This is a genomic window from Methanothermobacter marburgensis str. Marburg (assembly GCF_000145295.1).
In the GTDB taxonomy this organism is placed as follows: domain Archaea; phylum Methanobacteriota; class Methanobacteria; order Methanobacteriales; family Methanothermobacteraceae; genus Methanothermobacter; species Methanothermobacter marburgensis.
Genome location: NC_014408.1, coordinates 1,303,162 through 1,326,698, shown reverse-complemented (window position 1 = coordinate 1,326,698; position 23,537 = coordinate 1,303,162). Strand labels below are relative to the sequence as shown.

Annotated in this window: 22 protein-coding genes and 5 tRNA genes; 4 read left to right on the top strand and 23 right to left on the bottom strand. The window is 48.2% G+C overall.

All coding sequences use genetic code 11. From position 1 onward, the window contains the following. Positions 1 to 5 precede the first annotated feature (5 nt). The 14 genes from MTBMA_RS07030 to MTBMA_RS06965 all read right to left on the bottom strand — a co-directional run bounded on the left by MTBMA_RS07030 (position 6) and on the right by MTBMA_RS06965 (position 12,317). Positions 6 to 302, bottom strand: a complete 297-nt coding sequence (locus tag MTBMA_RS07030; RefSeq protein ID WP_013296234.1) for a 50S ribosomal protein L30e — start codon at positions 300 to 302, stop codon at positions 6 to 8. A 10-nt stretch (positions 303 to 312) separates the two neighbouring features. Beyond that, positions 313 to 1,668, bottom strand: a complete 1,356-nt coding sequence (gene rpoA2, locus MTBMA_RS07025) for a DNA-directed RNA polymerase subunit A'' (protein ID WP_013296233.1) — start codon at positions 1,666 to 1,668, stop codon at positions 313 to 315. Between the two features lie 9 nt (positions 1,669 to 1,677). Then, a complete protein-coding gene (gene rpoA1, locus MTBMA_RS09260; RefSeq protein ID WP_013296232.1) occupies positions 1,678 to 5,136 on the bottom strand; it encodes a DNA-directed RNA polymerase subunit A' in 3,459 nt (1,152 codons plus the stop codon). A 38-nt stretch (positions 5,137 to 5,174) separates the two neighbouring features. Then, positions 5,175 to 6,986: a DNA-directed RNA polymerase subunit B gene (gene rpoB, locus MTBMA_RS07015; RefSeq protein WP_013296231.1), complete on the bottom strand. Its 1,812-nt coding sequence runs from the start codon at positions 6,984 to 6,986 to the stop codon at positions 5,175 to 5,177. A gap of 23 nt (positions 6,987 to 7,009) precedes the next feature. Continuing rightward, complete coding sequence (locus MTBMA_RS07010; protein WP_013296230.1) at positions 7,010 to 8,554, bottom strand: DNA-directed RNA polymerase subunit B''; 1,545 nt, start codon at positions 8,552 to 8,554, stop codon at positions 7,010 to 7,012. Between the two features lie 60 nt (positions 8,555 to 8,614). Beyond that, complete coding sequence (locus MTBMA_RS07005; protein WP_013296229.1) at positions 8,615 to 8,848, bottom strand: DNA-directed RNA polymerase subunit H; 234 nt, start codon at positions 8,846 to 8,848, stop codon at positions 8,615 to 8,617. Between the two features lie 42 nt (positions 8,849 to 8,890). Further along, positions 8,891 to 8,964 (bottom strand) — tRNA-Lys (locus MTBMA_RS07000). Between the two features lie 8 nt (positions 8,965 to 8,972). Next, a tRNA-Asp gene (locus MTBMA_RS06995) sits at positions 8,973 to 9,044 on the bottom strand. 128 nt (positions 9,045 to 9,172) lie between these two features. Then, positions 9,173 to 9,245: transfer RNA gene (locus tag MTBMA_RS06990), tRNA-Tyr, on the bottom strand. Positions 9,246 to 9,289: 44 nt separating this feature from the next. Continuing rightward, positions 9,290 to 9,364 (bottom strand) — tRNA-Pro (locus MTBMA_RS06985). Positions 9,365 to 9,371: 7 nt separating this feature from the next. Next, a tRNA-Thr gene (locus MTBMA_RS06980) sits at positions 9,372 to 9,445 on the bottom strand. Positions 9,446 to 9,537: 92 nt separating this feature from the next. Next, a complete protein-coding gene (locus MTBMA_RS06975) occupies positions 9,538 to 10,758 on the bottom strand; it encodes a phosphoglycerate kinase (RefSeq protein ID WP_013296228.1) in 1,221 nt (406 codons plus the stop codon). Positions 10,759 to 10,768: 10 nt separating this feature from the next. After that, positions 10,769 to 11,437 (bottom strand): triose-phosphate isomerase, encoded by a 669-nt coding sequence (gene tpiA, locus MTBMA_RS06970; RefSeq protein ID WP_013296227.1) that lies wholly within the window; start codon positions 11,435 to 11,437, stop codon positions 10,769 to 10,771. A 241-nt stretch (positions 11,438 to 11,678) separates the two neighbouring features. After that, positions 11,679 to 12,317 (bottom strand): transglutaminase domain-containing protein, encoded by a 639-nt coding sequence (locus MTBMA_RS06965; protein ID WP_013296226.1) that lies wholly within the window; start codon positions 12,315 to 12,317, stop codon positions 11,679 to 11,681. 588 nt (positions 12,318 to 12,905) lie between these two features. On the opposite strand from MTBMA_RS06965, the gene twy1 reads away from it, so the two are divergent. The 3 genes from twy1 (at position 12,906) to MTBMA_RS06950 (ending at position 16,066) form a co-directional block, all read left to right on the top strand. Beyond that, a complete protein-coding gene (gene twy1 / locus MTBMA_RS06960) occupies positions 12,906 to 13,817 on the top strand; it encodes a 4-demethylwyosine synthase TYW1 (protein ID WP_013296225.1) in 912 nt (303 codons plus the stop codon). Between the two features lie 162 nt (positions 13,818 to 13,979). After that, positions 13,980 to 14,840 carry a DUF1002 domain-containing protein gene (locus MTBMA_RS06955; protein WP_013296224.1) on the top strand — a complete coding sequence of 287 codons (861 nt, stop codon included), beginning with the start codon at positions 13,980 to 13,982 and terminating at the stop codon, positions 14,838 to 14,840. A gap of 140 nt (positions 14,841 to 14,980) precedes the next feature. After that, positions 14,981 to 16,066, top strand: a complete 1,086-nt coding sequence (locus MTBMA_RS06950) for a hypothetical protein (RefSeq protein ID WP_013296223.1) — start codon at positions 14,981 to 14,983, stop codon at positions 16,064 to 16,066. Positions 16,067 to 16,126: 60 nt separating this feature from the next. On the opposite strand, the gene MTBMA_RS06945 is transcribed toward MTBMA_RS06950, so the two are convergent. The 4 genes from MTBMA_RS06945 to MTBMA_RS08930 are packed head-to-tail and all read right to left on the bottom strand — an operon-like array spanning position 16,127 to position 18,872. Next, a complete protein-coding gene (locus MTBMA_RS06945; RefSeq protein WP_013296222.1) occupies positions 16,127 to 16,513 on the bottom strand; it encodes a 4Fe-4S dicluster domain-containing protein in 387 nt (128 codons plus the stop codon). 5 nt (positions 16,514 to 16,518) lie between these two features. After that, complete coding sequence (locus MTBMA_RS09145; RefSeq protein WP_201751521.1) at positions 16,519 to 16,851, bottom strand: hypothetical protein; 333 nt, start codon at positions 16,849 to 16,851, stop codon at positions 16,519 to 16,521. A 13-nt stretch (positions 16,852 to 16,864) separates the two neighbouring features. Continuing rightward, positions 16,865 to 17,800 (bottom strand): 4Fe-4S dicluster domain-containing protein, encoded by a 936-nt coding sequence (locus MTBMA_RS08935; RefSeq protein ID WP_013296220.1) that lies wholly within the window; start codon positions 17,798 to 17,800, stop codon positions 16,865 to 16,867. After that, positions 17,685 to 18,872, bottom strand: a complete 1,188-nt coding sequence (locus tag MTBMA_RS08930) for an anaerobic carbon-monoxide dehydrogenase catalytic subunit (RefSeq protein ID WP_013296219.1) — start codon at positions 18,870 to 18,872, stop codon at positions 17,685 to 17,687. The genes MTBMA_RS08935 and MTBMA_RS08930 overlap by 116 nt, the downstream gene beginning before the upstream one ends. Before the next feature lie 81 nt (positions 18,873 to 18,953). On the opposite strand from MTBMA_RS08930, the gene cdhB reads away from it, so the two are divergent. Next, complete coding sequence (cdhB, locus tag MTBMA_RS06935) at positions 18,954 to 19,463, top strand: CO dehydrogenase/acetyl-CoA synthase complex subunit epsilon (protein WP_013296218.1); 510 nt, start codon at positions 18,954 to 18,956, stop codon at positions 19,461 to 19,463. Positions 19,464 to 19,531: 68 nt separating this feature from the next. On the opposite strand, the gene sucC is transcribed toward cdhB, so the two are convergent. The 5 genes from sucC to MTBMA_RS06910 form a co-directional block, all read right to left on the bottom strand. Then, the gene (gene sucC, locus MTBMA_RS06930) at positions 19,532 to 20,632 is read right to left on the bottom strand and encodes an ADP-forming succinate--CoA ligase subunit beta (protein ID WP_013296217.1); all 1,101 of its coding nucleotides are present in this window, start codon (positions 20,630 to 20,632) and stop codon (positions 19,532 to 19,534) included. After that, the gene (locus MTBMA_RS06925; RefSeq protein ID WP_013296216.1) at positions 20,629 to 21,189 is read right to left on the bottom strand and encodes a 2-oxoacid:ferredoxin oxidoreductase subunit gamma; all 561 of its coding nucleotides are present in this window, start codon (positions 21,187 to 21,189) and stop codon (positions 20,629 to 20,631) included. Before MTBMA_RS06925 ends, sucC begins: the two co-directional genes overlap by 4 nt. A gap of 1 nt (position 21,190) precedes the next feature. Further along, positions 21,191 to 22,048, bottom strand: coding sequence for a 2-oxoglutarate synthase subunit KorB (korB, locus tag MTBMA_RS06920; RefSeq protein ID WP_013296215.1), 858 nt, complete (start codon positions 22,046 to 22,048; stop codon positions 21,191 to 21,193). 65 nt (positions 22,049 to 22,113) lie between these two features. Further along, a complete protein-coding gene (locus tag MTBMA_RS06915; RefSeq protein WP_013296214.1) occupies positions 22,114 to 23,241 on the bottom strand; it encodes a 2-oxoacid:acceptor oxidoreductase subunit alpha in 1,128 nt (375 codons plus the stop codon). After that, positions 23,234 to 23,437, bottom strand: coding sequence for a 4Fe-4S dicluster domain-containing protein (locus MTBMA_RS06910; protein WP_013296213.1), 204 nt, complete (start codon positions 23,435 to 23,437; stop codon positions 23,234 to 23,236). Before MTBMA_RS06910 ends, MTBMA_RS06915 begins: the two co-directional genes overlap by 8 nt. Positions 23,438 to 23,537: the final 100 nt, after the last annotated feature.

Here is a 23,537-nt window from a genome sequence, read left to right as displayed (position 1 = left end):
GCAACCTACCCCACCATTTCCAGTATTGTTGAATCACCCGGATCCTGGATTAAGAGCGCCCCCACTGTGAAGGGTTTACCGCAGACAGATCCCAGTTCAACGCTGGTGCCCTCATGGGTGTAAACCGGAATATCTGATAGCTCTGCATAGTATTCTATGTCCTCTCTGAGGTCCTCTGGAATGTTACTGGCCATTACCACCAGCTTACCCTTACCCAGTTTGAGGCCCTGAATTGTCCTCTTTGATCCAAGGATAACATTACCAGTATCTACAGCGACTCGTATTCCTCTATCTATGTCCATCTACTGCCTCCTATTTTCTTTCTTTCATCACAACACTAACGGAACCTGTACCCAGGGGTATAGGCTGTCCTATAATAATGTTCTCTATGATACCAGTGAGGTGATCCACCTCTCCCCTGATACTTGCTCTCAGAAGGTGCTTACCTGTTTCCTCAAAAGAAGCCCTTGCAAGAACGCTTGCCTTTTCACCGCTTATACCATGTCTTCCAATGGATTTAACAGAACCATCAGCAGTCATCATATCTGCAACAAGCATTATGTGACGTATGTCCACTGTGAGACCCTGCTCCTCCATGGTTCTCTTTGCTTCGTGTATTATTGCGTTTCTCGCTGCTTCTATGCCCAGAACGGTTTCTATTTCGTGTATGTCGTTTGTCGTCGTCCGGACCTTATCCACACCCTCTTCTTTAAGAACAGCTCCAAGGTTTGAACCCTCTGTATGGATTACCCATTCATCATCCTCTTTACGGATAACCACCTTTCCTATATTTTTAACCCCGCTTATCTGGAGTTTCCTCACCTTATCAGCCAGTAACCTGAGCTCCCTTATGGTGGGTTTCTGGGGTTCAAATCTCAGTATGCTGTTATCTATTTCTACTTTCTTAAAAGTTTTTTCCACCTTTGCTATTATATCATCATATTCAAGGTGTTTTTCAAGGATTTTCTCCTCGTCCAGTTCTGCAACCACTGCCATATCTGCGTACTGGATGCTGAAGTTTTTGAGGACATCGTTGAGGGTGCTTTTACCTATCTTGTTGGCCTTTTTGCGCACAAATTCCTCATCATATCTGAGGTCACCCTCAAAGTAGATGCTCATGGTTGGTGTGGATATCTTCTTCCTGGCATCCACGATTTCGATGAGCCTTGGGAGACCCAGGGTAACGTTGAGTTCCGCCACCCCTGCGTAGTGGAAGGTACGCATTGTCATCTGGGTACCTGGTTCACCGACTGACTGGGCTGCAACTGTCCCAACCGCCTCACCGGCCTCAACCTTTGCCCTCTCATAGGCCCTTCTGACCCTTCTTATGAGTTCGTCCAGTTCATCGTCGCTGAGGTTGTGTTTTTTCATTGCCTCGGCTATTTCCTCAATGAGCCCCGGCGGAAACTTCGCCCTCTTCCTTTTAACAAGTTCCTGGACCTTCAGGATCCGCTGGTATTCGTCCTCAACTGCGTCGAGGAGCTCGTCTCCTTCAAGACCCCGGTTTCTCTCTGAGATCCTGCTGAAGAGCCTCACCATTTCATAAAGATCCGCTTCCTTCAGTTTTTCCTCCTCAGCGATCCTGGCAACATATTCCATCACAGGATCTGGAAGCAGGATCCCGTTCTTTGAGGAGTAATCCTCTATTTTAGCTGTAATTTCCTGCACAGAATCACCTTACCCCTTTGATTTGAGCCTTATTTCCTCTACGAGTTTATCGAGGTCCACGATCTTTCCGTAGTCGCTCTTGGCAGGGTCAACGCCGTCCTCACCGAATCTTGTCTGTATTATAACTCCCCTGTTGTCAACGACCTTTCCGTCCTCGTTGACTGTGAGGTCCTGGAGGGCGTTGACAAGACGCCTCTGCATGTAACCGCTCTGGGCTGTACGTATAGCTGTATCCACAAGCCCCTCTCTTCCCCCCATGGCGTGGAAGAAGAATTCTATGGGGTCGAGGCCCTCCTTGTAACTTGAGTGTACGAATCCGCGGGACTTGGCACCGAGTTCACCCCTCTTGAAGTGGGGAAGTGTCCTGTTATCGTATCCCCTGCTTATTCGTCCACCCCTGACTGACTGCTGCCCCACACAGGCTGTTATCTGTGTGAGGTTGAGCATTGACCCCCTTGCACCTGTGAGTGCCATTATTACTGCGTGGTTTTCATCCATGTCAAAGTAACTCTCTGCTATCTCCCCTGATTTGTCCCTGGCCTCACCCAGAACCTGCATTATCTTCATCTCGAGGGTCTCCTCAAGGCTTCTACCAGGGAGTGGTTCGAGTTCTCCGTTCTCGTAGGCCTCAATCAGCTGGTCAACCCGGGCCTCAGCGTTCCGCAGGTGGGCCTCTATCCTTTCACGGGCCTCCTCAGGGATTTCCTCATCGTTGGTACTTGTGGTGAAACCCGCATGCATTATACCTGCAATGGCAAGTTTTGTTGCGGAGTCAAGGAATTTTCTGGCAGCATCGGTACCGTATTCCTTGACGATGTGGTCAAGTATCTTACCGGCGAATGCACCGTAGGCCTTCTCATCAATAACGCCTGATATGAGCTCCCCGTTCTCTATGACCACATAGGCATCGTTTTCACAGTCCATCTCAAGGCATTCCTCACATTTCCTGCATATCTCGGCCCGGTATACCATGTTGAGGTCATCAGGGAGGACCATGCTGAATATCTCCTTACCTGTCCAGTCACGACCCCTCCTGTCAGGTAGAGGCAGCCCCGCCTTCTTGAGGATCTGGAACACCTTATCCTCACTGAACACAGCCCTCTTCCTTGTAAGGAGATAGGCACCTGATATGTGGTCGTGTATCCCGCCGATGATGGGACCCCCGAACCTTGGGGAGAGTATGTGTTCCTGCACACGCATGAGTGTCTTGGCCTCCGCCCTTGACTCCTCGGTCTGGAATACGTGCATGTTCATCTCGTCCCCGTCGAAGTCCGCGTTGTATGGGGGGCAGACGCAGAGGTTCAGACGGAAGGTCTTGTAGGGGAGGACGCGGACCTCATGGGCCATCATGGACATCCTGTGGAGTGATGGCTGACGGTTGAACAGGACTATGTCACCATCCTTGAGGTGCCTTTCAACGATGTAGCCTGGTTTCAGGTTCTCAAGGACAACATCCTTGGTCTCATTGTAGATCCTTATCTTGCGGCCGTCTGGCCTTATGACGTAGTTGGCTCCTGGGTGTACGTCGGGCCCATTTTCTATGTACTCCCTCATGCGGTCTATGTTCCATTCTGCAACGTAGACTGGTACTGTGACCTCCCTGGCTATGATCTCAGGGACTCCCACCTCGTTTATGCTTATGTTGGGGTCCGGTGAGATGACGGTACGGGCAGAGAAGTTAACCCTCTTACCTGAGAGGTTGCTCCTGAACCGCCCCTCCTTACCCTTGAGCCTCTGGGCAAGTGTCTTAAGGGGTCTACCGGAGCGGTGTCTTGCAGGTGGGACACCTGAGGCCTCGTTGTCGAAGTAGGTTGTCACGTGGTACTGGAGGAGTTCCCAGAGGTCCTCTACGATTAGCTGGGGGGCCCCTGCCTCCATGTTCTCCTTGAGGCGCTGGTTTATCCTGAGGATGTCCACGAGTTTGTGGGTCAGGTCGTCCTCTGATCTTTCACCGGTTTCAAGTGTTATCGATGGCCGTACAGTTACCGGGGGAACAGGCAGGACTGTGAGGACCATCCATTCGGGCCTTGCAACCTCAGGGTTGACTCCAAGGATGAGGGCGTCGTCGTCGGTTATCCTCTCAAGCCTGTCCCTCACCTCGCTGGGTGTTAGCTTGTAATCTATTCTGTCAAGAACCCTTCTAACATCTCTTATATTAATACGGCAGAATTTGTCGGAGGTTTTGGTGTACTCTTCTATTTTTTCCAGTATTTTGTCGATTTCTTTTTGAGTTAGGTCACATTTGTTTTCAACTAGTTCCCTTACTTCTGGAACCATTACACTCCGCAAAATATTCTCTATTTTTCCCACGAGGTCTTTGGTTTTTTCGATGGACAATTTCTCTTTTTTATTAAGGAGATTCCTGATATTATCAATTAAATTTTTGTCGTTTTTGTCAGGGAATTTTATACAGTAGCATTTTGCTAATTCTTCTATTTTTTTTAGTATTTTTTCGATTTCTGCTTTTGTTAGGTTATATTTTTCCATTATTTCTTTTATTTTTTCTAGGAGTTCTTTGGTTTTTTCGCCGAATTTGTTGAGGATGTTTATGATGTTATTGATAGAATCTTGGTCTAGTTCTAGTATTTTTTCGATTTCTTGTTTTGTTAGGTTATATTTTTCCATTATTTCTTTTACTTTGAGGGTATCTGTTTTGTTTATTTTTTCTAGGAGTTCTTTGGTTTTTTTGGCGGATAATTTGTTGAGGATGTTTATGATGTTATTGATAGAATCTTGGTCTAGTTCTAGTATTTTTTCGATTTCTTGTTTTGTTAGGCAATAATATTCTTGGTCTAGTTTTATACAGTAGCATTTTGCTGATTCTTCTATTTTTTTTAGTATTTTTTCGATTTCTTGTTTTGTTAGGTTATATTCTTCTTTTTCTAGGAGTTCTTTTGCTTTGCCGATTTGCTTTTTGTTTATTTCTTCTAGCAGTTTTTTTATGTCTCCGCTTTTAAGTTTATAGTCATTTTCAACAATGGAGACTGGTTTATCGAGTTTTATATCGCCTTGTTCCTCTTCACAATGGGGGCACTCCTCACGTCTGGCCTCTGCGTATATCTCCTTTATTATGGGTGTGAGGCTCTCCTCCTTCTCCATCGCCTCGAGTATCCGCTGTCTGTACTCTTCAATCTCCACCTCTGTGAGCAGGACCCTGCCGCATTTCCAGCAGATTGACCTGAGGATCTTGTGTATTGTATCCGCGAATCCCACGTGTATAACGGGTCTTGCAAGGTTTATGCTTCCAAAGTGTCCGGGGCACTCACCGCCCTTGGCCCCGCATGTCCTGCACCTGAGGCTCGGGTCTATGACACCAAGCCTCGGGTCCATGAGCCCGTTCTCGATGGGGTACCCGTCCTCATCATAGGTGTCCGGTGTCACCACCTGGGTAACGGACATCTTCCTTATATCCTCAGGGGACATGAGACCAAAATTTATCCGGGAAATTTTCTTTAAAATTCCTCTCAAGGTATTCTCTCCTTTGATTTATTCCCTCAAATCCGTAATCATGCCTTATCTTCCAGTATGAGTTTCGGGAAGATGCATAGACTCTTAAGTTCATCAAGGAGTAATTTGAAGGCGTATGATATCTCCACAGGGAATGACTCTGAGTCCTCACATATTGGACAGTACTTCTTATCCCTTATCTTGTCGTATATTGCTATCATACCGCACTCGGTACATACCAGTGCCTCGTATTTATCTGATTCATCAAGAAGCCTTTCCTTCAGTGCGAGCGCTGCTCCATGGGCAATCAGACAGTCTCTTTCCATTTCACCGAATCTGAGACCTCCTTCCCTGGCCCTTCCCTCGGTTGGCTGTCTTGTGAGGACCTGCACAGGACCCCTTGATCTTGCGTATACCTTGTCTGTTGTCATGTGGTGGAGTTTCTGGTAATAGGCCACTCCTATGAATATCTCAGCTTCTATCCTTTCACCGGTTATTCCGTTGTAGAGTGATTCCACACCCGCACTTTCAAATCCATTGGCCCTGAGGGCCTTCTTTATGTCCCTCTCGTCCTCTCCGGTGAATGGTGTTCCGTCCACCCGGCGGCCCTCCATGCATGCGGCCTTACCTGCAAGCATCTCAAGGACCTGCCCAACCGACATCCTTGATGGTATGGCGTGGGGGTTTACTATGAGGTCGGGCACAACACCGTCCTCTGTGAAGGGCATGTCCTCCTGTGATACTATGAGGCCCACAACACCCTTCTGACCGTGCCTTGATGCGAATTTGTCACCGAGCTCTGGCTGTCTCTGTTCCCGCACCCTTATCTTGGCGAGTCTGCTGCCCTCAACGGTTTCTGTTAGGAGAACAGCGTCAACTATACCCTTCTCCCCGTGCCGCACTGTTACTGAGGTTTCTCTTCTACGCTCCGCCACTGTTCCAAATTCATCGATTTCCTCCAGGAACCTTGGTGGTGATGTTTTACCTATGAGGACGTCACCTGATGATACAACTGCCTCAGGGTTTATTATACCGTCCTCGTCAAGGTGCCTGTAGTCGCTCTCTGACCTGTAGCCCCTGACCCCCTTCTCAGGTATCTCGAAGCGGTCCTCCTGACCACCGGGGTATCTTCGCTCTGCGGCTTCGTAGGATCTGAAGAATGATGACCTTGCAAGTCCCCTCTCAAGGGATGCCTTGTTGAGTATCAGCGCGTCCTCCATGTTGTAGCCCTCATAGGACATTACGGCCACAACGAAGTTCTGGCCTGATGGCCTCTCATCGTAGCCGGTCACATCTATTATCCTTGTCTTCACTATGGGGACCTGGGGGTGGTGGAGGAGGTGTGCACGCGTATCTGTCCTGAGGTCATAGTTGGATGCATAGAGACCAAGGGCCTGCTTTGTCATCCCTGCCTCCATGGTGTTCCTTGGTGATGAGTTGTGGTTTGCGAATGGAATGATACCTGCACATATCCCCAGCATGGTGGAGGGGTCTATCTCAAGGTGGGTGTGTTCATCTGTGAGGTCCTCTGGACTCATTGCTATGTAGGCGTTTTCCTCTTCCTCTGCATCCAGATACTCTATTATACCCTCATTTATGAGGTCATCCCATTCCATTTCCCCTGATTCAAGCTTTTCAAGGTGCTCCTCCTTTAAAAGAGGTTCTCCGTCCTTCACAATGATCAGGGGTCTTCTGGCCCTTCCAGGGTCTGTGAATATGTATATCTCATGGTTTTCAGGGTAATGGGTTATGTTCATCTCAGGGGAGACCTCTCCGGATCTCCTCTTCTCCCTCATCTCCTGCACAAATTCTTCAGGGTTTTCACAGGTCCCTATAAGCTTCCCGTTAATGTAAATCTTGGTTTTACTCACTTAACAGCCTCCCGGTGGAAAAATTAGTTCAGAACCCCCATTTTTTTGATTACCTCCTCAACCTCCCTGCCATCTGAACCCTCGGATATCTTTGCAAGGAGGGCGAGGTTCTTAACAAGACCACAGTTTGGACCCTCAGGGGTCTCGTTGGGGCAGATCTTACCGAACTGTGTCGGGTGAAGGTCCCTTGCCTCAAAGTGTGGCTGGCTCCTGCTGAGGGGGGAGACAACCCTTCTCATGTGGGATAGTGTACCCATGTAACTTGTCCTGTCCAGGAGCTGACTCACACCTGCCCTTCCACCAACCCAGTTACCTGTCGCGATGGCGTGCTTGAGGTTCTCTGTGAGGACGTCTGACCTCACAGCCTGCTTGACTGAGGGCTCCTTACCCCTTGCAAGGCTCCTCTCAAGCTGGTAGCTCATGTCCCTGCTGAGACTTGTGAAGGCCACCCTCAGGAGGTCCTCCATCAGGTCACCTGAAACCCTGAGCCTTTTGTTGGTGTAGTGGTCCTTATCGTGGGGCTTTCGCTCACCGGATATAACCTGGAGGAGCATTTCGGTCATCTCAGCCAGGTATATTGCCTTCTCCAGCCTCTTATCTGGTTCTGTTCCTATGTGGGGGAGAAGGTAGCGGTCTATGACATCCTCAGCCCTTTTTATCCGGTAGTCCTCGGTCATGCCCTTGGCGACCCGGTTACCGATGTATCTTATGGCGCTCCTTACAAGGTACTCCCTTCTCTCCTCCTCGTCAAGTTTCTCCATTTCATCCTTTTTGAGGTTCAGCTTGTCCAGTGAGACCTGTATGTCGTCGGCTGCGATCATCTGGTAGTTGAAGTCATCTGATATGCTTGTTATGATGTCCTGGTCAGTTGCAAGTCCAAGGGCCCTTAGCAGTATCACCAGCGGGAGTTCTCCTGGTACGTAGGGGAATGATATCCTGAGGAACACCCCGCTCTTCCTTGGCTTCCTGTATTCAAGGGATATCCTGGCCCTGAAACCACTTCTTATAGAGGTGACTATTGCCCTGGCCCTGTTTTCATCCTCTTCCCCTATCCTTTCAAGTATTATCTTGTTTGGGGCTATTTCCTCCATGGTGACGATTGATCTCTCTGAACCGTTGACGATGAAGTAGCCACCGGGGTCTGCAGGGTCCTCGCCCTTTTCAATGAGTTCATTTCTGCTGAGGCCATGCAGGTGGCATATCTCTGATTTCAGCATAACAGGCAGTTCACCGATGTAGACCTTTTCAAATTCTGTTTCTGGACCCCCCTCATTTATGAGTCTCATCTCCAGGCTCATGTGGGCCGAGTAGGTTAAATTTCTGAGCCTGGCCTCTGTCGGGTATATCTTGCTCTTTGAGCCGTCCGCCTCCTTGATGAAGGGTTTTTCTATGCTTACCTTCCCTGTCTCCACACGGTACTTTCCCTGTTCCAGTTCTATGGGTTCGCTTGTGTCTATTATCTCCTGTATACGGTTACTCACGAAGTCATTGTAGGAATGTATGTGGTGGTCCACAAGGTCGTATTTATCAAAAAACGCGTCTACCAATCCCCATGCACTTTTTTTCATGGACTTCCTCCAAAACAAATTAGATGATTGAATTATGAGCTTACGGTTTTACCCGAAAAATTAGTCCTGCACGAGCCTATATGTAATGAATTCTTCGGCAGTTGGACTCTTACGGATTATTTTCACGATATCCCCCCTTTTAGCACCTATGGCCTTCACCACAGGGTCTGTTGTTTTTATTTTTGGAAGCTGTTCTGGATGGGCATCCAGTTCTTTCAGCACCCTTTTTGCTTCAGAATCATTTAAAACCACGTGTTCCGGAACCAGATGGTGTTTCAAGATTTCCCTCTTCACAATTTAGTCCTCCAGATAAAAAGTCACCGTAAAATTAGATAGCGGGCCCGACGGGAATTGAACCCGCGACCACTTGGTTAAAAGCCAAGCGCTCTGCCAGACTGAGCTACGGGCCCTGAAGGAACGCCCTGGCCGGGAATTGAACCCGAGTCGCGGGCTCGACAGGCCCGCATGATAGCCCCTACACCACCAGGGCAGGTCTTCAGAATGAGAGCATTACTGTGTTCTCTCGTTACCTGCTTATATACTTTACTATTGCTGTATGACATACATGTTATGAGTTCTATTTTTCTAGTATTTAAAACTTTCACACTGTTGGTGAAGTCCCGCCTGCCGGACTTGAACCAGCAACCCTCGGATCTACAGTCCGATGCTCTGCCAATTGAGCTAAGGCGGGTTGATATACATCATTGGGGGTGATGTATATTTAAGCTTTTTGGATGGGACCACCCGGATTTGAACCGGGGTCTCAGGCTCCCAAAGCCCAAAGGATCGACCAAGCTACCCTATGGTCCCCTTAGGAAGCCCCGGACGGGAATTGAACCCGCGACCACGAGATTACAAGTCTCGCGCTCCACCAGACTGAGCTACCGAGGCATTTCCAATGTTAGTAACTACTCATTTATATAGTTTGTGGTTGATTTCTGCGGGCACCATGGAGGGGAGGTTCAGCACCTCCCAATATGGGGTTAGTGGGGTGCGGACTCCTCAAGTACCCTCACAGCAGGCAGCTCCTCACCTGCGAGGAGACTTATACTGGCACCACCCCCACTGCTTATGTGACCTATTTTATCCTCAAATCCCATTTTGGCAGCCGCAGCGGCAAGGTGACCCCCACCTATTATTGAGAAACTCTCAGATGAGGAGATGGCATTGAGTATATCCTCGGTCCCTATGCTGAAGTCAGGGTTTTCAAATACACCTGCAGGACCATTTGCAAACAGGGTTCTGGCCTCACGTATCCTCTCAGCATAAAGTTTTATTGTCTCCATACCTATATCCTGGATGGGATGGTTGGGTATCTTTTTCACAGGCACATCCACCCTTTTTCCATCCTGGCTGATTGCAACATCAATGGGAACCAGTATTTTCTCAGGGAACCTCTTTTTCAGCTTCTTCGCCACCTTTATGAAGTCACAGTAGCCCCTGTTTTTGATGAACTCCATGTTCACCTTTCCGATTTTAACACCACAGCCTGCAAGGAATATGTTGGCAACAAGGCCCGTTGTGAGTACAAGGTCTGCGCTGCCATTCTCAAGGACGTTCTTCATGACCATGATGGAGTCATCCACCTTCACACCACCCAGTACATAGACACAGGGCCTTTCAACATTTTCAAGGGCACTCCTTAGTGTTCTGAGTTCACGCTCCATGACTCTGCCCGCCGCTGAGGGTACCCGCAGGGCAAAGCCCACCAGTGATGGCTGGGATCTGTGGGCAGCTGCAAAGGCGTCGTTGATGAAGTAATCAATGAGGGGTGTGAGTTTCCTCACAAGGTGTGTCTCTGCCTGTTCCTCAGGGTCCCTCTTAAGCACCTCCTCTGAGTAGAACCTCACATTCTCCAGGAGGAGTATCTCGCCGTTCCTGAGCTCTCTGATGTTCTCCCTTGCGGCGGATCCGAATATGTCCTCCACGTACCTGACAGGCCTTCCAAGTATCTCTGAGAGTTTATGGGAGTGCTGTTCAAGGGTTGTGAAGTCCTTCTTTCCTGGCCTGCTCTGGTGGGCCATTATGACTGTCCTGGCACCCCTATCTGAAAGCTCCCTTATGGTCTCTGCATGGAGTCTCATCCTTGTGTCATCGAGTATTGCGCCGCTCTGGGGATCCACCGGCGAGTTTATGTCAACACGCACAAGCACAGTTTTCCCCTCAACCTCAAGGTCATCCATGGTTCTGAATTTGAAGGACACGGGATCACCGTCACACTTTGCTTACAAGGTCCAGGAGTGCGTCCCTTGGGCTTTCTGCCAGTATGATGCCCGAGGCAAGAAGAACACCCTCGGCCCCAAGGTCGAGGGCAGCCCTCATATCCTCACCGGTGGATATTCCAGCACCACAGAGGACGCTGACATCAGGGTTTATATCCTGCACCGCACTGACGCTTCCTGTTATAACCTCTGGTTCTGCCTTTGAAACAGGTATGCCTGACCCTATGAGTTCAGGGGGTTCAACAGCCACGAAATCTGGTTTAAGTGCTGCTGCGGCCGCTGTGGTGCTCACATTGTTGGTGCATACGACTGAGGCCATGTTAAGTTTCCTTGTCCTTGATATGACATTTTCAATGTCTGCAAGCTTCATCCTCTTCTCTGAGTGGTTTATGAGGGTACCCGCCGCCCCTGCCTCCAGGGCACATTCTGCAAGGACGCCTCCTGTGTGCCCTCCGGCATCTATGGGGTCGATGTGCTGGGCCAGTACAGGTATATCCACGGCCTCAGCCACCGGCTGGAGGTCCATGTGCTGGGGCGCCACTGCGATGTTAACGCCTGTTTCATCTGCAACCTCCTGACAGGCACCTGCAAGTTCAAGGGCTCTTTTACCTGTGGACTCAGTGTAGGTCTTAAAATTCAGTATGACGATAGGTGTTTCCATCAACTCCAAATCCTCCGGCATGATTCTGATGTTTCATAGGTATGGTTGATGTTTTATAAAAATATGCCATTCTTGATTGTTTGCTGGGAACTTCTGTTATGGAATGAAAGAGCAGGGTAAAGCATATAAATGAATTTTTTTTAGGTTTTCAGAGAAATTGTTGCTGAGAATAAAAGAGGCATGGTGTATAATTTGGTTAGAAGATCGTTGGTGGGAATAAAAAAAGGTAGTAAACATTATACTACATGTTGTAGGTTTTCACAACAGTCGTTGCGCGCCCACAGGTTGCAGTATAATGTTTACTTCCATAACGTTTGGTTACCAGTGACGGTTCAAAGCTTGTCCACCTTCCCTCAGAGTATACGTGCAACCATCTGTGTCTTGATGATGCAGATGTGGCTCCCTGGACTACCTTCACCTTGTAGCCGTTTGCAGCAAGTTTCTTTGCTGACCAGTCAGATAGTCCCCAGCAGTCTCCGTATCCTGTCCTTTCAACACCCTCAGCGGTGTGAGGACCTCCAGATCGATGGTTGAAGTTTCTGTTGATGTATGATGCAAGTTTTTCAAGTCCCTCATCGCCCTGCAGATCATCCAGATCTTCGGAACTCGCCGCCCTTGTGTATGCCCTCTTTGTTGTTGTGGTGTAGGTTGCCTTTGTACGATACCTCTTGTGACTTGTGGTTTTATAGGTTGCCCTTGTCCTGTACTTTTTCCTTGTTGTTGTGGTGTAGGTTGCCTTTGTCCTGTACTTCTTCTTTATCTTTTTCTTTGATTTGGCGTAGACCTTACTGTATTTCCTGTACTTTGAGGCCGCATCAACCTTTGGGGTGGATGCTGACTTTGTCTTTATCTTTTCGCCACCGGATTCCAGAAATTCCATCTGTCCAAATGGTATGGTACTCACTGCTACTGCAAGTGCAAGTAGAGCGAGATAACGCGAGTGTCTCTTAATTTTACCGCCTCCGATAATGGCAGGCTATACCCGCCGGACCTTACCATGGACCTTAATCACATCAAGCATATATATAAACTTTTGTTTCCCGAATAAGACAAAAAGGCTTATATATGGCTTATTTCTGGATTTGGGAGCATCTGGTAAAGAATTGATTGCGGGTCTCCAATTCTTTTTTTAAATGTTTTATTTCATCCAAAAAGGAATTCTGATGGCTTAAAAATAATTGAATGGCTTTTAAATCTGTTCAATAATTTTAGATGAAATATGCTTCTTTTAAACCCTTCAGTACTCTTAAAACGGCTTAAAAAGGCGTATATGTATGAATGGAATTTTAAGATACCGTTAAAGATCACAGATATTTAATATTGATGTGGGCACAGGTATTAAGTTATGAAGCATTTGTCTATCAGTTCATGTGACCCACATCCAGGATCAATCTTATAATATTATATTACATAAATCACAACGAAAATTAACAGTGTATCAGCAAGGATAGTTTGAGATGGGTTGGCAATGTATGCGGAAAAATCTCAGAGAAGAATGGAAAGAATGGGATACCGTTTTGTAGGTGAGAACAGGCATTCAGCAGTTAAAACCTGCCTCTGGACAAAGAAAAGCATAATCAATGAGGGCTTCTGTTACAAGGAGAAGTTCTATGGTATCAGGAGCCACAGGTGCCTTCAGATGTCTCCCAGCGTACCTTTCTGCCAGCAAAAATGTCTTTTCTGCTGGAGGGATCTCTCTTCAACAGAAACGGCATGGAATGGCCCCCATGATGAGCCGGCGGATATAATTGAGGGGGCGATTGAGGCCCAGAGGAAACTTCTCTGCGGTTACTTTGGCAATGAAAGGGCAGATAAGATAAAGGTCCTTGAGGCGCAGGATCCCACGAACGCTGCAATATCCCTTGCAGGTGAACCCCTCCTCTACCCTGACATGGATGGGCTCCTTGCAGAGTTCCATAAGAGGAACTTCACAACGTTTCTTGTAACAAACGGCCTTGCATCCAGCAATCTTGAGGCACTCTCTGTTGAGCCAACACAGCTCTACATATCACTTGATGCCCCTGACAGGGAAACCTATGAGAAACTCTGCAGACCCCAGATACCTGACGCATGGGATCTTCTCAACAGGTCCCTTGAGATCATGCCATCCTTTAACTGCAGGAAGGTTCTGCGCATAACAGCTGTCAGGGACATCAACATGAAGAAACCTGAAATGTTCGCCAGGATGATAGAAAGGGCCCAGCCAGATTTTGTTGAGGTCAAGGCCTACATGTACATCGGGTACTCAAGGAAAAGACTTGAAATTGACAACATGCCCCTCTTCTATGAGGTTCATGAATTTGCAGATAGCATTGCAGATAGCTGTGGAATGGAGATCGTTGATGAGTCAAGGGAGAGCAGGGTTGTTCTCCTGGCATAGTTGTTTTTTTGTTATGTGGCTTATATGGCGCTTATAATGTAAGAGCTTTTTTTGTTTTTTGCTTTGTTTGGCACTCCTCATGTAGAAATTTTGTTTCCGTGGCCACAGATTAATACATATAAATATCTCCTCATGTATTAATTAATAAATGGAGGTATTGTTATGAGGCGACTTATCATTGCGCTTTTGGTTGCATTCATGGTAACCGCACCGGTGTTCGCGGTCTCAGGGTTCTCTGTGACACTCGGGGAGGCAACAGACAGCAACCCATCATACCGGAACGCGGTGATGGACTACTTCAAGTCAAAGACCGATAAGGATATCAATAGCGCAAATATAAAGATTGTAACAGCATCTGAGGTAAATGAGGTCTCCAGGGGAGTTACGGGTCGTGTATATTCGCCATCACAGATACTCTCCTGTGCCATGGTTGACCTCTCATACTCAGAGGGAATCAAGGTTTCTGTGGATACCAGTAAAATAAGGGTCGTGACCCCTGAGATGTATGCCAGTGCCCTAAGGTCATCTGGTATTGACCGCGGCTACGTGGTTGTAACATCCCCGGTACCTGCCTCAGGGGAGGCAGCCCTTGCAGGTGTCCTGAAGTCATATGAGGTTGCTGTGGGTGAAAAAATACCTGAAGAGGCCAAGAAGGCATCTGTTGAGGAGATCTACCTCCAGAGCAGGCTTGTGAATGAAACCAATGCAACCGGTGGTGAGGTGGCACAGCTCTTTGATGAGGTCAAGAACAGAACACAGGATCAGAACCTTCAGAACCCTGATGAGATAAAGAACATTGTCGTTGATGTTTCACAGCAGATGAATATCAACCTAACAGAAAATCAGGTTCAGCAGGTTGCAGATTCGGTTTCAGCATCCCAGAGGGCCCAGGGAAACCTCACGGAATTTAAACAAAGGCTTGAAAGTGTGAGTCAGCAGTTTGGGGGCTCAGGTATCCTTGATCAGATCTATGCATTTCTCCAGAGCATCTATGACTACATTGTGGGGATGACGTCCCCATAAACCCTTTTTTGTTCATGCTCACTGATCAATGGGATGGCATCCTTTCAGTTACTTTCTCTGTCCATGGCCTAGTGATCCATCAATTCAGATGGCCGCATCGGAGAATGATATATATTGTAGGTTAATACAATATCCATATCATGTTTATAGCTCAGAATAACCTTCAGTTCATACTTGAAGTTGCAGTGATAATCCACGTTGGCATAATACTCCTCTTCAATGTGGTTGCAGTACCTCTGAGTCTTGTGATGTTTCTTGGAACGGTAATAACGGTTATACTGGCTCTAATATTCTCATTTGATGCCGCCTTTCTCCTCCTACCATTCCTCTCACACCACGAGTTCACACACCCCTTTGGCCCATTTGCGGTTCTATTCTGGGTTACAATGGTGGCATCATCAAATCTCCTCACAGAGGCGGGTATAAGGTCTACATCGGTTAAAAAACTCTCCCTGCTTCTCTTCTTCATAATAGCAATTGCAGGAGGACTCATGCACCGTTCCTTCCTGGTTTTATGGCTCCTTGGGTGGGCTTTCGGGTACTTGCTCATGTCAAAGAGTTTCAGGAGGAGCACAAGGATAACAAAAAAATCGGTTCTATCATTCGTCCTTGCAGGTGCAGGAGCATTTGCACTCATGGAGTTCCTATCAAAGGTTCTCCATAAAAGTGTTCTAAGCCCCATGCTCAGGATCACAAGGCTTGAGGAGAACACCATCCCAAGCCTTTCGCTGGTACTTAAGAATACCACATTCTGGGGCCATGTCCAGGGGTCATGCTACTGGAAATCAGCCTGCCTTGGTGGCGCCGATGGTTACATCACACTTCCAGTTACCATGATACAGAACCTTGGCCTCCCCTACCACATATTCTATGGTGTTCTGGTTGTAAAGAAGGACTACATAGACTACATGCTGCCAGGGATATTTGCGGTGGCATTTGATGCAGGTTTCTTTGGCCTGCTCTTCCTCCTTGCATGGGTCATGATAGTCACCTTCTCTGGACTCAGGGTTCTTAAAAAATATCAGGAGCAGAGGCTTAATGGGAGCAGAATGTACCTGGGAAGGGAGGCCCTGCTCATAGGTTCACTGGCGGCGTTCCTCTCACAGAGCCTGGTGGGCCTTTTCATATTCAACAGATCCTTTAACTCATCGGCCCTGCTCACCTATATAATAATATCCGCCCTTGTAATGGCACATACCGTCACTGTGAAGAGGACCATTCAGTGATGTTTGCGATGACATGGTCCCCCTATCATTTAAGTCCAGTGGGGCTGTGAAGAGGACCATTCAGTGGTGTTTGCTGATTTCCACTCTGAATCTGAGAAGACTGCTGGGGCATGCCTCAATACATGCCGGAATCAGAACGTCAGCATCAAGGCACAGGACGCACTTGTCTGCCATCAGATCTTCAAATATTATGCATCCTTCAGGACAGGCCTCAAGGCAGAGCCTGCAGCCAACACACCTTTCAGGGTCAATGACAGGAATCTTATTTATTATCTTAAAGGCGCCAACCCTGCAGGCCCTTAAACAGGGGGCGTCGCTGCACTGTCTGCAGAACACGGGTTTTTCTGCGTACTTCATTTTTTTCTTGCCATGAACCTGCTGGCAGGCCCTGACACAGAGGCCACAGCCTGAACACATCAGTTCGTTCTTGATTACTATTCCACCCATGGGATTCACCTGATGATCGTGGGCTCCTTTACCGGGTCACGTGGCTTCCAGTTCTTTTCCCTCAGTATCTCCATTATATCATCTTTATGCTTGTAGGGGATCTCCTTCTCATTCCTTACGAAGAGGTCAATATCCGCAGGTAGATCGCCGTAATATTTCAGGTGCAGGTCAACGTAGTTGCTGAGCTTCACCATTCGCCCTCGGGGTGTGTCGTTGGGTCTTATGCACATCTTTGAAGCCATTACAAGGCATTCATTGATACTCTCAGCCGCGTAGGTTAGGTGGGGTGGCGCCGGTTCAGAGGGGACAATGCTGTCATCAGCCCTGTCCCTTATCACCCTTGGGCTGGATTCACCCAGGTAAAGCCTGCGATACTTTGATGCGTGGGGCCCAAGAACTGCAGGTATACCCCCACCTGTTTGCACCTGTGACTATTGCAAATGCCTTCTGTGACATGGCACCCCATCCTATCACACAGACACCTATCCGGTTTAGTATGTAATCTGCTATTTCAACGGCGTTCCCCTTCATGGGCACCCTTGCAAATATATTGGCTATCTTTATGGCGCTTCCAATGGCATGGGAGTTCCCGACACATGGGCCGAGGTTGAGGAGCCCTCCCCTGTCGAAGTCTCCAGGGTATTTTTCATAGAGTGTCCTGCCCTCATCATCATGTGTGAGGGCTATATCCATGGCCGCACATCCTGCTGCAAGTACTATATAGCCCCTCTTAAGAAACTCCTCAGCGATTATCTGCACATCCCTTTCACCTGAGGGGTAGTTGGAGCATCCTGCAAGTGATATGACGCCGGGTATATCACCGAAAACTATAGGGGCACCAACCCTCCTTATTTCTATATCTTGTACCGGCCCCCTGCCGGCCCTTATGAGGAATCTTTCAGGGGTTTCTCCACGTGATTCTCTTATGATATCCAGGATTGGCACTCCCACAGGGCATACCTCCATGCACCGGCCGCAGCCACTGCAGCTTTCATAGAGGGTCCCTATGGCGCGGAGGCCACCATTCTTTGCATCATCTATTGCCTCCATGATGGGCAGCATTGCCGGACAGACACGGTTGCATTCCCCACAGAGTTCACAGTATCCCAGCACTGAATTCAGGTCAATATCTTTCTGTTTTTCGGGTTTCCTGGATGGCGTGCAGTTTGAATCACAGGGCGAGCACCTCACACAGTTCACCCTGAAACGGCCTGATGTTTCGGGGTCCCTGCCACGGGTAAGCTGAAGTGCAAGGTTCACAGCGACCATGGCAACCTTTTTTTCCATCCTTTATAAGAACCCCTGGTATTTTTTCCTGCAGTATCCGGTTTATTATCCTGTAGGGGTTCTCTTCACTCATATCCTCAAGGCCCATACTGCACTTGTCACCTGTTGCGATCACAACCATCCCCATTTCACCGCACACCTCATATACATCTGAGCGTATGCACTGTTCATCCAGTACAACCACATCTGGAATGCCTGATCTGAGGAAGGTGAGCTGCCTTGATATGGGCCCAACTATTTTCGATGATTTTGAGTACCTTCCCATCTCCATGGCTGTGCAGCAGAGGCCACAGATCTCTATTTCCTCCTCAGCACCGATATCCTCTGCGTAGTCTATTATCTCAGCTGAGGGCGCTATGTTGTGTCCTATGCAGAGTATGACAGGTTTTGTGCTGTCTATAACGTCCATTCCAATTTCCAGCATGTGTGTATCTGCTTTACCTGTGGGGAGTCCATACTGGTTTATCTGTGCTATATCGGCCAGTTCAAGCGCCATGGTATCTAACATACCAGCATGGAGGGCCTTTGACTCGAAATCGGTTACTTCAGCCTCCTGGCCGGTATGAACTGAGGCAATGAGATTTGTGAGCTCCCGTTCTATGTATGTCATTATCCTGTCGAGGTCCTCTGGTGTTTCAGGCTCTATACCGGTTACTGTGGTGGATATTGGTGTCTTTATGTCTATTGAACTATCATAATGGAGTTCTGATGTGGGCTTTTTCTCGATAAGGGTGTCAACGAGGTGCCTTGCATGGGCTGCATGGGCCGATGCACCTATAACTGCAGTTGATAGGGCCTCCCTTGCCTGCTGTTTCTCGAGGTTTATACCGCAGGCACCCTTCTTACCTAGAAGGTCGCATTTGCCGTAGGTGCACATGCAGCATAGGTCACAGAGGGGTGCATAGAATGGCTTGAAATAGGATAGGAGATTAAGGTCCCATTTTCTAAGCTCATCGTAATCCACAGATACCCTCTTACTCTCACATGATTTTCTTTTGAGGTATTCGTCAATTTCACCGAATTCAAGGTGAAATCCCTTAACATTTATTATATCCTTTGATGCTCTGGGCATGCTGTCACCATATGCCATCAACTATAAATATCATTATTAATCATTATAATTGTAAAGGAAGTATTTAAATGTTGTGAAAGCATGACCGCATGGAACCCAGCTCTAACATCAATAAGGAATGCAACCGTCATGCCCCCTGAAATGGTTGCATCGGCCATAAAAAAGTCTGAAAGACCACTCATGGTGGTAGGGTCGCTGTTAAATGACCTTCCACAAGATATAGTGGATAGGATAGTTAAAATAATAAAAAAAGGGAAAATGGAGGTTGCCCTAACCGGAGGATCAGGTCTCAGGTTAACTAAACTGGAAAGAAAAAACATAATAGGGGTAATCGAACTTGTAAACAACCTCAAAAATCCTGACTGGGAGGGCTTCGATGGAAATGGCAACTATGACCTTGTATGCTTCATAGGTGTCCCATATTACATAGGTTCACAGGGCCTTTCAACCCTCAAGGCCTTTGCACCACACCTTAAAACAGTGACCCTCTGCAGGTACATGCATCCAAATGCAGACATCTCATACCCCAGCATGAAGTACACAGAATGGCTCAGATGGCTCGATGAACTCATAGATGCCCTGGAGCAGTAGCTCATGGAAATTAAATTAGATGGTGTATCTGAATATTGCAGCCTGGTCATGAAAAATTAAATATTCTTTCAGAGGGCCTTTGATATTTCAACAGCCTTCTCAGCGGCCCTCTCAAGGGAAGTCTCAAAGGGAATCCCCGCATCCTTGAGTATCCTCTGACCCTCCTCCTCATTGGTTCCTGTGAGCCTTATTACAAGGGGCACATCCCTCTCGGCATCCTTCAGGGCATTCACAACACCCCTTGCAACATCATCTGCCCTTGTTATACCGCCAAGCACATTCAGGAACACCACCTTCACATCAGGGTGGGATATTACCAGGTTTATGGCCCTCCTTATGATGTCCTCTGAGGCACCACCACCTATATCAAGGAAGGTGGCGGGTTCACCCCCCTTCAGTTTTATGAGGTCCATGGCGGTGAGGGTAAGGCCAGCACCATTCCCTATCACTGCAATATCACCGTCAAGTTTAACAAAGGCGAATTCCTCCGGTTCATACTCATCCAGTTCCATGAATTCACGGTGACGGTAGATGGAGTCATCATCCACCTCAAGCTTTGCATCTGCTGCAATAACATCATCACCTGAAAGTACAAGAGGGTTTATCTCGGCAAGCCTCGCATCGTACTTCCTGAAGAGATGGTAGAGCTTCCATATCACAGCCCCCACCTTTGGTATGAGTTCACTTTCAAGACCCATCTTCCTTGCGATCTCCCTTGCCTCGTAGGGGAGGAACTCGTCAAGGGGGTTTACATGGTAACGCACTATCTTATCGGGGGATTCTGCTGCAAGCTCCTCAATATCAACCCCGCCCTCACTGCTTGCCATTATAAGGGGCATCCTGGCCGCCCTATCAATAACGACGCTCACATAGAATTCCCTGTCGATGGAAATCTTCCTTTCAACCAGGACAGATTTAACCTCCTCACCCTTAACCCGGGATGCGAGGAGATCAGAAGCAACATCAGCCGCAGTTTCTGGTTTTGCAAATCTTATACCCCCCGCCTTTCCCCGGCCACCGGTTAGGACCTGTGCCTTAATGGCCACCTCTGAGTCAATATTCTCAGCGACCTCCGATGCCTCCTGGGGGGTCCTGGCAACGGATCCCTCTGGGACGGGTATGCCCTCACTCCTGAAGAGTTCCTTGGCGCTGTACTCGTAAAACTTCATTTCTGTCCCTCCATGATGAGTTCACGACCTGCCTGGAATGCCATGATGTTCTTCTCCTCAGTACCTGGAGGCACACTGTTCTTTATGGCCTCCTCAGCTGCCCTGACACTTACAACTCCGGTGGCCTCTGTGAGGGCCCCTATCATCACCATATTGGCCACGATGGTTATACCGACCTTTTCCTCGGCTGTCCTAGTGGCAGGTGCACGGAAGTAACTGATGTTCCTCTCCTCCACGAAGTCCTGGATTTCATTCTCGATGACCATGTCAGGGTCGACGATGAGGGTTCCGCCGGCTTTGAGATCATCCATGTAGGTCAGAAGTGCCTGGTGTGACATTGCAACGAGTATGTCAGGGCTCTGGACCTTGGGGTAGTCTATCTCCTCGTCACTTATAACAACCTCAGCCCTTGAGGCGCCACCCCTTGCCTCGGGTCCATAGGACTGGGTCTGTACAGCGTAAAGGCCATCATATAAACTTGCAGCTTTACCCAGAACTATTCCTGCAAGTATGACCCCCTGACCACCGAATCCAGCAATTCTGATTTCCTTCCTCACTTCAATCATCTCTGTAGGCTGATTTGATTATATCAATTTTTCCTGATTTCTCTTCAATCATTCCATAGATCCTGTCGCATAGTTCAGGGCGTGGGGCATCAGCAAATTCACCGATGATGAGTTTTCCCTCGACCTCTTCGGGATCCATTTTGAGGGCTTTCCGCCGGTTTATGCTGTTTTCCTTCATGAATTTCATCATCTCAACCGGGGAACGCATCCTGTTCTTTCTTCCGAAGTAGGTTGGGCACTGTGAAACAGCCTCTATGAATGAGAAACCCCTGTTCTTGAGTCCCTTCTTTATGGAGTTTGCAAGCTGCAGCGGGTGGGCAGCTGTCCACCTTGCAACGTAACTTGCACCTGCGGCCCTGACGAGTTCAGAGAGATCAAATGGGTCCTCAAGTGCACCGTATGGGGCTGTGGTACCGAAACTCCCCTCCGGGGATGTGGGGCTTATCTGCCCCCCGGTCATTCCGTATATGCTGTTGTTTATGCAGATCACTGTGAGGTCAATATTCTTTCTTGCCCCATGTATGAGATGGTTTCCGCCGATGGCTGCGGCGTCACCATCCCCTGTGAACACCACAACATTCAGGGAGGGGTTGGCAAGTTTGAGTCCGGTTGCGAAGGCTATGGGCCGACCATGGGTTGTGTGGAGCGAGTCGCATTTAACATAACCAGGGATCCTTGATGAGCAGCCTATACCTGAAACCATTGCAATGCTGTCAAAGTCAACTCCAGCCATTTCCATGCCCTTAAAGAAAGTGTTGAGCACTATCCCGTTACCGCAGCCTGCACAGAATATGTGGGGGAGCCTGTCCCTTCTGAGGTACTTGAGGTATGGGTTTTCCTTTACATTCATCTGGACACTCCTTCATTTCATCATTATAGTGGTGGGCTTGTTTCTTACATTCATCTGCGCACCCTTCATTTCATCCCCATAATCTTGTTTAGGATCTCATCGGGGCGGTGGATCTCACCACCAATCTTTGGAAGCAGTTCCACCTCGGCCATGCCTGAGGCAACTCTCTGAACCTCATAGAACATCTGCCCCAGGTTCATTTCAACAACCAGAAGCTTCCTTGATGATTCAGCGGCTTCCCGAATTTCAGTCTCAGGGAACGGCCATGGCGTGTTTATCTTGATGTAACCTGCCCTCACACCCTCGGACCTTGCCATCTTAACTGCGGTTGCAACTGAACGTGAGGGGGCACCATATGAGATGACTGTTATATCTGCATCATCTGTCCAGCCCTTCTGGACATCCACTATTTTATCTCTGTGATTCAGTATCTTGTCACAGAGTCTCTTCACGAGTTTCTCATGGCCCTCAGGGTTTGAAGCATCAGGGTAACCCCTCTCATCATGCGTGAGTCCCGTCACAGGTACTCTGTAACCATCCCCAAAGGCTGGCATCTCAGGGACGAAGTCTCCCTGGGGTTTGAATGGGATGAACTCACCGGGGGGACTTGTGGGCGACTTTCTCTTTCTGATCTCCACCTTGTCGGGTATGGTTATCTTCTCCCTCATATGGCCAACTATTTCGTCGCTGAGGACCACCACAGGCACCCTGTATTCCTCTGCAAGGTTGAATGCCCTCACAGTGAAATCGAAGCACTCCTGCACAGAGGATGGTGAGAGGGCTATTATTTCATAGTCCCCATGTGAACCCCACCGTGCCTGCATCATATCACTCTGGGATGCCATTGTTGGCTGTCCTGTTGAGGGTGAACCCCTCTGGACATCAACGATCACAAGGGGGGTTTCTGTCATGGCAGCGTATCCCACATGTTCCTGCATGAGGGAAAAGCCCGGCCCTGAGGTGGCGGTCATTCCCTTAACACCACCCCACACAGCACCTATAACTGCCCCGAGGGCACCTATCTCATCCTCCATCTGAACAAAGACTCCACCTTCCCCTGGAAGGAGAACAGCCATTTCTTCAGCTATCTCTGTTGATGGTGTGATGGGATAACCTGCAAAGAACCTGCAGCCGGCACTTATGGCACCACGGGCGCAGGCATCGTTTCCCTGAATAAAGTACTCCTCAGTCATCGTCATACACCACTATCGCCTGATCAGGACACATCAGCATGCATATCTTGCATCCCGTACATTTATCCAGATTTTTAGGGATGGGTTCATGCACTCCCTTCCTGTTGAGTTCCTCTGACCTGACATAGACACCTTCAGGGCAGAACTCCCTGCATATGTCACATCCCTTACAGAGATCTGAATCTATCTTTATCATGGTAATCTTCCATCAATGTTCTTATCATAGCTTTGCTTTCAGAATTTAAATAATTAATCAAGATAGATTTTTTGGTCCATCAGTGCGGACCCTGAAGTTT